The following is a 12,200-nucleotide window of genomic DNA, read 5'->3' as shown; positions in this document are numbered from 1 at the left end:
CCCCGCCGATGTCTTCTGCCCAGTCGTTCAGGGCGCGCTCGCCGTTATGGCCGAAGGGAGGATGCCCCAGGTCGTGACTCAGGCACGCGGTATCGACCACGTCAGGTGCGAGCTGCAGCGCCGTCGCAAGCTCGCGCCCGACCTGCGCGACCTCGAGCGAGTGCGTCAAGCGGTTGCGAGCGAAGTCCGCAGGACTTGCCGGGCTCAAGACTTGGGTCTTTGCGGCAAGTCGACGAAGCGCAGCCGAATGCAGCACGCGCGCCCGATCCCGTGCGAAGCCGTCGCGCTGCGATCGGTGGTGCTCAGCGTAGAATCGCTCGGCATCGGCATCCGTATATCCCGGATGCACCGGAATGCCCCGCTCAGCCACCGCTGTGATCCAGTTCGGCCTCGGCCAGCGCGCACGATTCCACGCCGTCGATCTCCTGCGACTCAAGCCACCGGTCGGGCAGGGCGGGTCGCTTCGGGCTCCCTGCGCGCCCACGCTGGCCCTCGGCGGCGGCGCCGGGATAGGGGGCGTCCAGGTCCAGCTCCGCGAGAAGCTCGTCGATCTCGGCGAGCGAGGATGCCGTCGCGAGCCGAGCACGCAGATCACCGCCTACCGGGTAGCCCTTGAAGTACCAGGCGACGTGCTTACGGATGTCGCGACAGCCGCGGCCCTCGTCCTCGAAGAACTCGACGAGGAGCTCGGCATGCCGGCGAAACGCCTGCGCGACGAACCCGAGGTTCGCGTCCACGGTCGGGCCGGCATCCACATCGAACGCCCGCGCCAGCTCTCCGAACAGCCAGGGCCGCCCAAGGCATCCCCGACCCACGACGACCCCATCACACCCGGTCTCGGCCATCATCCGCGTCGCGTCCTCGGCGGCCCAGATGTCGCCGTTGCCGAGCACCGGAACTGACGTGACGTGCTCCTTGAGTCGGGCGATCGCCTCCCAGTCAGCTTCCCCGGAGTAGAACTGGGCGGCGGTGCGAGCGTGAAGCGCGACGGCTGAGACCCCGGCATCCTCGGCGATTCTGCCGGCTTGGAGATAGGTGAGATGGTCGTCGTCGATTCCCTTACGCATCTTTACCGTCACGGGGATGGGCCCCGCCGCGAGTACGGCGCGCGTCACGATCTCACGGAAGAGGCCGAGCTTCCACGGCAGGGCGGCGCCGCCGCCCTTGCGCGTGACTTTCGGGACGGGGCATCCGAAGTTCATGTCGATGTGATCTGCCCGGTCTTCCTCGACCAGTACCCGAACCGCACCCTCCACCGTGGCGGGATCCACACCGTAGAGCTGAATCGATCGCGGCGTTTCGGACTCGTGATGGGTGATCAACCGCATCGTCGTGTCGTTGCGCTCGACGAGTGCCCGTGACGTGATCATCTCGCTGACATAGAGACCGGCGCCGTACTCGCGACACAACCGCCGAAACGCGGTGTTGGTGATGCCGGCCATCGGCGCGAGCACGACCGGCGCGTCGACCGTGATCGGGCCGATGCGCAACGGCGCGACAGACGTGGCTGACGGTGTTGACGGCATCCACCCATTCTCCCAGACCTGCGCCTCGACGTGCCGCGCCCTCCCCCGCAGCCGCCGGTAGCCTGAAACCATGACCGACGTGCAGCAGCTTTCTCTTCGTGACATCCCCTTCGTGACCGCCGACGGCCAGACCGCGACGCTCGGGGACTACGGCGACGGTGTTGTACTGGTGGTCAATGTCGCCTCAAAGTGCGGTCTGACACCGCAGTATGCGCAGCTCGAGCAGCTTCAGAAGACCTACGGTGATCGCGGATTCACCGTGGTCGGGTTCCCCTGCAACCAGTTCATGGGTCAGGAGCCGGGCAGCATGGACGAAATCCTCGACTACTGCTCGACCACCTGGGGTGTGTCGTTTCCGATCGCCGAGAAAGTCAAAGTCAACGGCTCTCACGCCGCGCCGCTCTACAAGGCGCTCAAGAAGGCGAAGGATGCCGAGGGCAAGCGGGGTCCGGTGCTCTGGAACTTCGAGAAGTTCTTGCTCACCCCCGACGGCACCGTCCACCGGTTCCGCCCGACGACCAAGCCCGACGATCCGTCGATCGTTGCGGTGATCGAAGACTCACTCCCCCGCTGATCTCGCGAGGCCTTCACCACCGGTCAGTGGTGGAAGCTGCCCGCCTCTTCCTCGCTCATCGGCACCGAGACGGGGTGCTTGTCGAAGTGCGCAATGGCATCGCGGTAGTCATCCATCAGCAGGCTTGCCTCATCGCGGCTGAAGCCGGCGCGCACGAGGATGCGCTGTACGGCCAAGTCCTGCCGGTCGGCGGGCATAGTGTAGGCCGGGACCTGCCAGCCCCGTGTGCGCAGCCGGTCGGCAAGATCAAACAGGGTGAATCCGTGCTCGGCTCCCTCGACGAGTTTCCACGAGATAGCCGGAATGCCGTGCTCTGGACTGCCATCGTTGATGAGCTCGAAGTGACGAGTCCGGTACGTGCCTGGAGGTCATCCAGTGCCGCACTGACTGCTTGCACTGGCTCGTACTGGCCGGTGAAGGTAACACCCAACGTGGGTAGCACGCCGATCGTGTTCTCATCGGCGCGAGAAAGAACCGCATCCGGCGTCATGATCAGCCGGTCATGTTCCATGGGGATTTCGCGCAGCTCGATGTCCCAGTAGCGGGCGAACTTGTGCCAACACACCTGAACGGGCCCGCAGATGAGGTTTGGTTTGTCCGTCGACAGACCAGCTGCCCGCCGGCGCTCGCGCCATTTCCACAGCAGGGCCATACCGCCGAGCATCGCCGCCTCGCTCGAGCCGGTCGTCGATGTGCCGAGGGTGTTCTCCGCCTCGGGAGAGTTCCAGAGGTCGGCGAGGATGTGGACACACCGCGCCTCAATCGCCGCGGTCTGCGGATACTCGTCCTTGTCGACCATGTTCTTGTCGATGCAGTCGTCCATCAACTGGTGGACTTCGGGCTCTTCCCAGGTCTGGCAGAAGGTGGCGAGGTTCTGGCGGGCATTGCCGTCCATCATCAACTCGTCCTTGACCGCGGCATAGGCGGAACGCGGCGCGCGGACCTTCTGCGGGAATTCAGTTTTGGGCAAAGCGGTCAGGAAATCTGCAGAACCGTACGTTTCGTCATTCGGATCGAACAGGTCTTCTTCGGCGGATTTGTCAGCCACAGGTCTCTCCCCTAATCTGGAACCAGCAAAAGAAGTACCCAGCGGTTGACCTGGGGTCAAGGAGTGACGGTAAGCTGATGCTGTCTCATGCTCGGCGTCTGCCGCGATCGCGGCTTTCGAAAAACTTTAATGCTGGCGCGTTATTGCTGCGGCGCCGACGACCGGCAAAAGCGCCGGAAGGCCTGTGACGAAGGAAACGGGGGACGACGAAATGACCGATATTGCCAGTTCCATGCTTGCGCCGGAACATCCGGTGGACGCGATCTGGGATGCCGCGCCGCTGCTGCTTGCCCCCGACCTCACCTGCCCGGAGGCGACGGATCGCTTTGCCAGCCGAAGCGGCGCCTTTCACACCAGCGCCTGCGTGGTCGATGGCGATGGCCGTCTTCTCGGCATTGTCAGCCTCAGGGACTGCCTCAACGGAAGCGGTCCCATCGAAGAAGTCATGTCGACGAAGGTTCCGACCGTCAGGCGTGTTGAAGCCGGGGCCGAACGGACGGCCTATGACATGATCGACCGCGGGATCGACATCATGCCCGTGCTGGAGCGGGATGGCCGCGTGGCCGGCGTGGTTCACGCCGAAAAGGCCAACGCCTTTCTGGTCGAGGAACTGCATGAGGACGCCGATCGCTGGGTCGGCATCGCGGGCGGGGTGAAGGATGATTACTTCGATCATACCGTCTGGTCCGACTTCCGCCGGCGGGTTCCCTGGGTGCTGGCGCTTGCCGTCGCCGGCCTTGCCGCAGGCTATGTGGTCCACATCTACGAGGATGCGCTCGACGCGCTCGTGATCCTCGCCCTTTACATGCCGATGGTCGCCGATACCGGCGGCAATGTCGGCACCCAGTCCGCAAGCCTTGTGACGCGTGCGCTCACGACCGGCGACGTCAAGACGCGCGAGACGCTCTGGATATTATGGCGGGAGACGCGCGTCTCGCTGCTGATGGCCGGCACGTTGTTCCTATTCGCCTTCCTTAAGGTGCTGCTGATCTCCAACGCCGCCGATGTGCCCGCCACGATGACGCTCGAGGGAATAGGCTTTGCAATCGCGATCGCGCTTGCGGCCCAGGTCATCTCCGCAACGCTGATCGGCGCGGTGCTGCCGCTGGTGGCCGTCGCCGTCAGGCAGGATCCGGCCGTGGTTTCCGGCCCGGCGCTGACCACCATTGTCGACCTCACCGGCCTGCTGCTCTACTTCACGATCACCGCCTCGATGCTTGGTCTGGCCGTGCCATAAGGGCGCGCCATTGATTTTCGGCGGGTTCGTCCGTAGTAAAAAGCGAGGGGTCCGGCGGTGCATCTACGCGGGACGACAGATCACGACTTACCGAGGGCAGCGACAATGCGGATCGCGGTTTATGGCGGAAACGTCATCTTTCCACAGCAGGAATTTGCAGATCCGCGCCGCGTCCTGGCTGTCACCTTGCGCGCGATCTCCCTTTGCCTGCTGCTGTTCGTCGCCGCCGGCTGCGGAAAGCGCCCCGGAACCGAAGTCCTTTATCCGCATCCCGATGCCGCGGCGCCGGCGCGGACCGTGACCATTTATGTCGCGACCACGCGGGAGCCGGCCGAAAACCGCATCGAGGGGTATACGCGGGAGCGCGAAGACGAATTAAGCTATGCCGAATTCGTGATTTCGATCCCGCCGGATCATGTTCCCGGCGAGATCGAATGGCCGCTTTCCCGTAAGGCCCGTCCTGATCAGGATTTCACCGTGCTCCGCCACACGGCGCTCTCGCGGGCCGCCTTCGACAGCCGGATCGGCAGGGCCGCCCGCGAAAGCGGCAAGGCGGCGATGTTCGTCCACGGCTTCAATGTCAGCTTCCAGGAGGCGGTGTTCCGAATCGCGCAGCTTTCGGCCGATTCCAACATATCCGGCGTGCCAATCCTGTTCTCCTGGCCCTCTCAGGCCCGCATCTTCGACTATGTGACCGACAAGGAATCCGCGACCTTCTCCCGCGACGGTCTGACGGACGTGCTGCAGCAGGTCACCGGCCAGCCGGGTGTGCGCTCGGTTCTCTTGTTCGGCCACAGCATGGGCGGCTGGCTGACCATGGAGGCGCTCCGGCAGCTCAGCCTCGAGGGCGACGTCAAGGCTCTGAAAAAGCTCAACGTCATCCTCGCCGCGCCCGATATCGACGAGGATGTGTTTGCGACCCAGGTTGACGCCATCGGGCCGCTGGATCCGCCGATGATGGTGATGGTTTCGAGCGACGATTACGCCTTGCGCGTATCGCGCCTTTTGCAGGGCAACCGCCAGCGCGCCGGCCAATTCGACATCACCGATCCGGAAGTCGTGGAAGCCGCCAAGGCGATGAATATCCTGCTTCTTGACATCTCCTCGATTTCCTCAACCGATGCCCTGCGCCACAGCCGCTACACCGCCATGGCGTCGCTATACAAAGAGTTGGAAGACACTGACGACATGGTGAGCAGCGGCTTCCGCCAGGCCGGCGGTCGTTTCTTCGAACCGGCGCAGGCCGCAGCGACGCCTTCGCCCTGAACGGGCCTTCGGCGTGTGCCGTTTCGGGATCGCCGCCTTGCAATCGCGGCGATCTTCCCAAACAATCGTCCCCAAAATCGTCACAGCATCGGGAGGAAAAAAATGCGCGCCGGCTCCAAATACCAGCACCTTGTCCACCATGCAGGCTGTCCTTGCCACACGCCGGAGGTGATCCGGCTGAACGAGCGGCTGATGCAAGGCGTCAACCGGCGCTCCGTTCTGAAGGCTATCATCGGGGCGGCGGCGGCCAGCGCGTTCGCCTCGGCCCCGGCCTTCGCGCAGGGCGGCGAACGGGCGATCCTTTTTTCGAATGTCCGGGTGTTCGACGGCCTTTCCAATGCGCTTGTCGAAGGGCGCAACGTTCTCGTGCGCGGCAATCGCATCGAGGCGCTGGTCCCGGTCAGCGAGGATATCGCCAATGCCGACGTCATCGATTGCGGCAACCGGGTGCTGATTCCGGGCCTGATCGATTCGCACTGGCATTCGCTGCTCTGCGCCATTCCGATGCAGACCGCCATGGCCGCGCAGGTGCCTTATGTTCATCTGGTGGCGGCCAATGAATCGGAAAAGACGCTGATGCGCGGCTTCACCACGGTGCGCGATGTCGGCGGGCCGTCCTTCGCCCTGAAGCGCGCGATTGACGGCGGAAAGGCGGTGGGCCCGCGCATCTATCCCTCCGGCGCGATGATCTCCCAAACCTCCGGCCATGGCGATTTCCGCATGGAATACGAGATCCCGGCCTCCGACCAGAGCAATCTCAGCCATGCCGAGGAAGCCGGCATTTCCTCGATCGCAAACGGCGTTCCGCAGGTTCTCAATCGCGTTCGCGAGCAGTTGCTGCTCGGCGCGAGCCAGATCAAGATCATGACCGGCGGCGGCGTGTCCTCGCTCTACGACCCCGTGCCAAGCCTGCAGTTCACGCCGGATGAAATCCGCGCCGCCGTGCAGGCGGCGACCGACTGGGGCACCTATGTCTGCACCCATGTCTACACCGCAAAGGGCATCCGCCGCTCGATCGACAACGGCGTCCAGTGCATCGAACACGGCCAGCTTGCCGATGAGGAAACGGTGCGGATGATGCTCGACAAGGGCATCTGGTGGAGCATCCAGCCCTTCCTCGGCGGCGAGTTCGCCAACCCGATGAGCACCGACAAGCAGCGCGGCGAGCAGCAGATGATTGCCGAGGGCACGAGACGCTGTTTCGAATGGGCGCAGAAATTCAATTTCGAGCGCATGGTGTGGGGCACCGATATCCTGTTCAACCCGGCCAAAACCGAAACGCAAGGCGCTCAGCTTGCAAGACTGTCCGAATGGTTCTCGCCGGCGGACGTGCTGAAGCTCGCGACCAGCCGCAGCGGCGAACTGCTGGCGCTGTCGGGCGAGCGCAACCCCTATGACGGTCGTCTCGGCGTGATCGAAAAGGGCGCCTTCGCGGACATGCTGCTGGTCGATGGCAATCCGCTCGATAATATCGCTCTGGTTGCAAATCCGGACAATTTTGCGGTAATCATGAAGGACGGCCGCATTTTCAAGAACAGCCTAGAGAGCTAGACAATTGGGGGCACATTTGAAGTCCGTTTTATTTGCCGTGTCGGTTTTGGCATGCCCGATGGCCCTGACGGCGGAGGCGGCAGACCTGTCGGCCGTACCGCCCGCGCCGCAGCCGACAGCCGTGATAGAGACGCCGGGCGATGGCTGGCAGTTCGAGATCACGCCCTATGTCTGGATGACCGGGATGTCGGGCAGCGTATCGCCCTTCCGGCGGGCGCCCACCGTTCATATCGACAGCAGCTTCTCGGATATCCTCGAGGAGTTGAATATCGCCGGTTTCGCCAATGCCTGGGGGACCAACGGCGCGTTCGGCTTCTACGCCGACCTGATGTATGTCGACACCACCGCCAACGAGGCCTCCGGCCCGGTGGCGATCCCGGCTTACGGCATCACCGTGCCCGGTATCGATGTCAGCGTCGACAGCAAGCTCTTTTCCGGCGCGTTGTTCGGCGCTGTGCGGCTTGCCGAAACCGATGACTTCCGCCTCGATGCGCTTGGCGGCATCCGCTTCGCGCATCTCACCACCGAGGTCACGGCCTCCATCCCCTCGGTCCCGCGCGCATACAGCGCGAAGAGCGAGTTCGGCTGGGTCGATCCCGCCCTCGGGTTCCGGATGGCCTATGATGCCGGCGACCGCGTCAGCCTCGTCGGCCAGGCCGATGTCGGCGGCTTCTCGGTGGGCTCGGACCTGACATGGCAGGCGATGGCCACGATCAACTACCGGATCACCAAAGCGACCGCGCTCTCCTTCGGCTACAGATACATGTCCATCGACTACGATGATGACGGGCATGTCTTCGACACCGTTCTGCAAGGCCCGACCGTCGGGCTGAGCTTCCGGTTCTAGCCCCAGACTGTCAGCCCTGACGGTTGACAGACTTTCCTGCTATGCAGGATAGTCGTTCCTGCGCCACAACCCTCGGGGGCGGAAAATAATAAAACTGGGTGCTTGCGTGCGTATAACGGGTTCAATGCTTCTCCTCATGGCGGGAATTTTCACGCCGTTTCGCGCATTCGCGAGCAGCAGTCCCGTGATTCCCTTCTTCGGCGCCTATTTCCCGTCCTGGATCGCCTGTTCGCTGATCGGCATTTTCGGCGCTGTCATCGTCCGGCTCGTGTTCATCAAGATCGGGCTCGATGACGTGATGCCCGTGCGGGTGATCGTCTACCTGTTCCTGGCAATCGCCATCGGGCTTGCCGCCTCCCTCATCCTGTTCGGACGGTAGAGCCATGCTGAGCCCAAAGACCGCCGCCCTCGCCCTCATCCCCATCGTCGTCATCGGCGCAACCGCCTTTCTCGGCTGGAAGCACATGGCGCGGATGGGCGCCGATATCCTGTCGCAGGACGCCACCCTGACCGCGCCGATCACCCAGATTTCCTCGACCGTTCCCGGCCGGATCTCGGAGATCCATGTCGCGGAGAACGACAAGGTCGAGAAGGGGCAATTGCTGTTCGAGATCGAGGACGAATCCTACCGCCTCCTCGTGGTCCAGGCCGAAGGCGACCTCAAGGCCGCCGAGGCGATGCACGAGACCCAGAAACGCAATATCGACGCCGAGGCGGCGAACGCGGAGATCGCCCTGCAGCAGATCGAACGCGCCCGCGTCAATCTCGAACTGGCGCAGGAAACGCTCGATCGCCTGCTGCCGCTCCAGCCCAAGGGCTACGTCACCGATCAGGAAGTGCAGGACGCGCGCACGGCCAAGCGCGATGCCGAGGTATCGCTCGAACAGGCCCTGCAGCAGAGCAAGGCGGCCGACGCGCTGGTGTCCTCCCCGGAGGAAACGCTGGCCCTGATCCAGAGCCGGCAGGCGGCGCTCGATATCGCCCGGCGCAATCTCGCCAACACCAAGATCTACGCCCCGCATGACGGCCGGGTGGTCGGGCTGACGACTTCGAGCGGCCAGTTCGTGGCCTCCGGCGCGCCGCTGTTCACGCTGGTCAACACCGGCGAATGGTACGCTTCCGCGCTCTACCGGGAGGCCGAACTGGAAAAACTGCCGGCGGGCACCTGCGCCTCGGTCTATGTGATGGCCGACCGATCCGTCGAGATCAAGGGCGTGGTGCAGGGCATCGGCTGGGGCGTCATCTCCGGCGGCGCGATCGATATTCAAAGCGCCCTTCCCTATGTGCCGAAGGAACTTGACTGGGTCCGGATCGCGCAGCGCTTTCCGGTGCGCATCAAGCTCATCGATCCGCCGGAAAACCTGATGCGCATCGGCGCGTCCGCCTCGACTGTGGTTCGTCATGGCGAGCACTGCTGAGCGCAGCGACTTCAGGCGGCGGTCCCACCGCCTGATCGATGACCTGATGCCGTTTCCGGGGCGGCTCAGGCTGTCCCTGTCGATCGGCGCGATCTGCGCGATCTCGACCGTGCTGTCGATGATGTACCACTTTCCGGAAGCGGCCATCGGCTGCTATCTGGTGATCTTCCTGATGCGCGCCAACGCCGCCGAGAACGTCGTCACCGGCATCGGCATCATCATCGCGGTGAGCCTGGTGGTGTTCCTGCTGATCGGCATCATCAACCTCACCATCGATTTTCCGCCGGCGCAGATCGCGGCGATCGTGATCGCCTCGTTCATCTTCCTCTATCTCGATTCCGCCACCAAGGCCGGCGAGCAAGCCGGCATCGTCGCCTTGGTCATCGCCTTCGTGCTGACCCTGCTCGGCAATGTGCCGATCGGCGAGATCGCGACCCGGGCCGTGCTCTACGCCTGGGCGATGGTGTTCGTGCCGATGGCGGTGATGGCCGTTTACAACCTCCTGTTCGGCATCCCGCCGCAAAAGCTGCTGCGGGAAGCCATCGCCGAACGGCTGGAGCAATCCGCCAACGCGCTCGAAGGAAGAGAGGACGCCCGGGAAAAACTGATGGGCCTCATCGGAGAGGGAACCGCCGAACAGGAAAAGCGGCTTCTGCTGATCAAGTTGCTCTCCATCCTGCGCGGCCGAGCCTATGAATTTCTGGAGCGAACGCAGTCCCACAGCTATCGCCTGATGCTGGCCGTCTCGGCCCTGCCGGAGGAAGGCCCCGCGGACGATGCCGGCCCAGCGCGGCAACGGCTTGCGGCTCACTGCTGCGCGCTTGCCGCAGCGGTGCTGGCCAAAAAGGACCTCCCCGAACCTGAGACTTATGCCGACCTGCCCAACGAGCTCGAGCCGGTCGCCGGCGCGCTCGCCGATATCAGCCGGGTCGCACCGCTTGAAAAGGGCGCCCCGGTGGACGATCCGCCGGTCGCGCCTGACATCTTTTCCCATCCGCGCCACCTGCATTTCGCGCTGAAAACGACGCTGGCCGCCGTCACATGCTTCTTCATCTATACCGCGATCGACTGGCAGGGCATCCATACGGCGATGATCACCTGCTATGTGGCCGCGCTCGGCACCACAGGCGACACCGTCCACAAGCTGGTGCTGCGCATCACCGGCTGCCTGATCGGCGCGTTTTTCGGCCTGATCGCCATCCTGTTCGTGATCCCGCAGCTTGATTCGGTCGGCGGGCTCGCTTTCCTGATCTTCGCCGTCGTGTCGCTTGCCGCCTGGGTTTCCACAGGCAATGAGCGCATCTCCTATGGCGGCGTGCAGATCGCGCTCGCCTTCCTGCTGACGGTGATCCAGGGCTTCGGGCCCGGCACCAGCCTGAGTGCCGCCAGCGACCGCATCATCGGCATTCTGCTCGGCAATGCGGTGGTCTATGTGATCTTTACCAATATCTGGCCGGTCAGCGTCAAGGACGAGGTGAAGCGGCGCACGGCGGCGGCAATCGCCAAGCTGAAATCGCTCGCAAACGCTGACCAGCCGGTTCGCCAGGCCTCCACCGGGCTCGTCGCATCGATCCAGACCGACCTCGGCGTTATCCGGGAAGCGGTTGACATGGCCTCCTATGAACCGCGACATATGCGTCCGGGGAAAACCGAGCGCGAAACCTATCGTAGCGACGCCGCCATGCTGGAGGATTTGTCGCTGGCGCTTTATTTCAGGCCCGTGGTCGATGATGAGACACGGTCGCGGCTGGCTGTTGCGGAGCGACGCATCGATGCGGGTGAGACCGCCGCAACGGAGGAAACGACCGGGATGGAAGAGGCGGGAACGGGAGAGAGCCGATGAGACGACATCTGATGCCTGCCCTCGGCCGCGGCGCGTTTCTCGCCATGATGCTGGCGCTTTCCGGCTGCGTCGCCGATACGCTCGCGCTGGCGCCGCAATCACCCGACGCGCAATGGCAGCCCGGAGATGGCGACGAGGCCGCTGAGATGCGCCGGCAGGCGGAGGAAAGCGGCGCGCTGGCGCTCACCGCGCCGACGGTGGACGAAAGCCGGCTCTACAGCCTGCCGCAACTGATCGACCTCGCCCAGCGCAGCAATCCCGATACCCGCGTCGCCTGGGAACAGGCCCGCCAGGCAGCGCTCGCCGTCGGCATGGCGGAGGCGACCTACCTGCCGGTGATCACCGCCAACGTCATCGGTGGAAGCAACGAGAATGCCGCCGAACTGCCGATACCGATCGGCGGCAATGCCTATTTCAACTCCAATATCAACGGCGTCGTGCCGTTCATGGCGCTGCAGTGGCTGGCCTTCGATTTCGGCGGCCGCAGTGCGGTGGTGGAAGGGGCGAAGCAATTGTCGCTGGCCGCCAACTACCAGTTCAACGCCACCCATCAGCGGCTGATCTTCGAGGTCACCAGCGCATTCCACGATTACAACGCCGCCCGCGCCCACAGCCGCGCTGCCGGCCAGGCGCTTGCCAACAGCCGCACGGTTTACGACGCGATCAGGGCGCGGCGCGAGCGCGGGCTCGCCACCTCGGTCGATCTCGCCCAGGCCGAGCAGATCGTGGCGCAGGAGGAGTTGCGCGTGGTCCAGGCGCGCGGCGGCGAACAGGATACCTACCAGGCGCTGCTCGGGGCGGTCGGCCTCTCGCCGATGACCAAGCTGAAGATCGAGGACACCAAGGATCGCAGGCTTCCGCGCGCATCCAGCATGCCGACCGAGACGATG

The 12,200-nt window shown here is 64.2% G+C and carries 12 protein-coding genes; 9 read left to right on the top strand and 3 right to left on the bottom strand.

What is annotated here, in order from left to right; all coding sequences use genetic code 11:
* Positions 1–370, bottom strand: a 370-nt coding sequence (locus B4E36_RS14485) for an HD domain-containing protein (protein WP_345900502.1), incomplete at its 3' end; no start/stop codon positions are given.
* Positions 363–1,526, bottom strand: a complete 1,164-nt coding sequence (gene dusB / locus B4E36_RS14480; protein ID WP_292729388.1) for a tRNA dihydrouridine synthase DusB — start codon at positions 1,524–1,526, stop codon at positions 363–365. The genes dusB and B4E36_RS14485, both read right to left, overlap by 8 nt.
* A gap of 70 nt (positions 1,527–1,596) precedes the next feature.
* Here dusB and B4E36_RS14475 point away from each other — a divergent pair, with 70 nt between their 5' ends.
* The gene (locus B4E36_RS14475; protein WP_292729390.1) at positions 1,597–2,100 is read left to right on the top strand and encodes a glutathione peroxidase; all 504 of its coding nucleotides are present in this window, start codon (positions 1,597–1,599) and stop codon (positions 2,098–2,100) included.
* 115 nt (positions 2,101–2,215) lie between these two features.
* On the opposite strand, the gene B4E36_RS14470 is transcribed toward B4E36_RS14475, so the two are convergent.
* Positions 2,216–3,148 carry a pyridoxal-dependent decarboxylase gene (locus B4E36_RS14470; RefSeq protein WP_345900501.1) on the bottom strand — a complete coding sequence of 311 codons (933 nt, stop codon included), beginning with the start codon at positions 3,146–3,148 and terminating at the stop codon, positions 2,216–2,218.
* A gap of 211 nt (positions 3,149–3,359) precedes the next feature.
* Between B4E36_RS14470 and B4E36_RS14465 the strand changes: the two genes are divergently transcribed.
* From B4E36_RS14465 to B4E36_RS14430, 8 genes are all read left to right on the top strand, one after another.
* Entirely contained in the window at positions 3,360–4,385 is a 1,026-nt protein-coding gene (locus tag B4E36_RS14465) for a magnesium transporter (RefSeq protein ID WP_292052534.1), read from the top strand.
* A 105-nt stretch (positions 4,386–4,490) separates the two neighbouring features.
* Entirely contained in the window at positions 4,491–5,651 is a 1,161-nt protein-coding gene (locus B4E36_RS14460) for an alpha/beta hydrolase (RefSeq protein ID WP_345900500.1), read from the top strand.
* Positions 5,652–5,753: 102 nt separating this feature from the next.
* Positions 5,754–7,202, top strand: a complete 1,449-nt coding sequence (locus B4E36_RS14455; RefSeq protein ID WP_292052538.1) for a metal-dependent hydrolase family protein — start codon at positions 5,754–5,756, stop codon at positions 7,200–7,202.
* 58 nt (positions 7,203–7,260) lie between these two features.
* Positions 7,261–8,049, top strand: coding sequence for a hypothetical protein (locus tag B4E36_RS14450; protein WP_345900499.1), 789 nt, complete (start codon positions 7,261–7,263; stop codon positions 8,047–8,049).
* Between the two features lie 184 nt (positions 8,050–8,233).
* Complete coding sequence (locus B4E36_RS14445; protein WP_026173124.1) at positions 8,234–8,428, top strand: YtcA family lipoprotein; 195 nt, start codon at positions 8,234–8,236, stop codon at positions 8,426–8,428.
* Positions 8,429–8,432: 4 nt separating this feature from the next.
* Positions 8,433–9,467, top strand: coding sequence for a multidrug transporter subunit MdtN (mdtN, locus tag B4E36_RS14440; protein ID WP_345900498.1), 1,035 nt, complete (start codon positions 8,433–8,435; stop codon positions 9,465–9,467).
* Positions 9,451–11,310, top strand: a complete 1,860-nt coding sequence (locus B4E36_RS14435; protein ID WP_292052550.1) for an FUSC family protein — start codon at positions 9,451–9,453, stop codon at positions 11,308–11,310. Before mdtN ends, B4E36_RS14435 begins: the two co-directional genes overlap by 17 nt.
* The coding region (locus B4E36_RS14430) for a TolC family protein (protein WP_345900497.1) at positions 11,307–12,200 on the top strand (894 nt) is incomplete at its 3' end. The genes B4E36_RS14435 and B4E36_RS14430, both read left to right, overlap by 4 nt.

It is taken from the genome of Martelella sp. UBA3392 (assembly GCF_002358775.1).
GTDB lineage: Bacteria > Pseudomonadota > Alphaproteobacteria > Rhizobiales > Rhizobiaceae > Martelella > Martelella mediterranea.
This window is presented reverse-complemented; position numbering and strand designations above follow the sequence as displayed.

Coding starts and splice junctions, on each gene's coding strand:
- B4E36_RS14460 (WP_345900500.1), top strand. CDS start 4,491: ATGCGGATCGCGGTTTATGGCGGAAACGTCATCTTTCCACAGCAGGAA.
- B4E36_RS14465 (WP_292052534.1), top strand. CDS start 3,360: ATGACCGATATTGCCAGTTCCATGCTTGCGCCGGAACATCCGGTGGAC.
- B4E36_RS14450 (WP_345900499.1), top strand. CDS start 7,261: ATGGCCCTGACGGCGGAGGCGGCAGACCTGTCGGCCGTACCGCCCGCG.
- B4E36_RS14455 (WP_292052538.1), top strand. CDS start 5,754: ATGCGCGCCGGCTCCAAATACCAGCACCTTGTCCACCATGCAGGCTGT.
- dusB (WP_292729388.1), bottom strand. CDS start 1,526: ATGCCGTCAACACCGTCAGCCACGTCTGTCGCGCCGTTGCGCATCGGC.
- B4E36_RS14475 (WP_292729390.1), top strand. CDS start 1,597: ATGACCGACGTGCAGCAGCTTTCTCTTCGTGACATCCCCTTCGTGACC.
- mdtN (WP_345900498.1), top strand. CDS start 8,433: ATGCTGAGCCCAAAGACCGCCGCCCTCGCCCTCATCCCCATCGTCGTC.
- B4E36_RS14435 (WP_292052550.1), top strand. CDS start 9,451: ATGGCGAGCACTGCTGAGCGCAGCGACTTCAGGCGGCGGTCCCACCGC.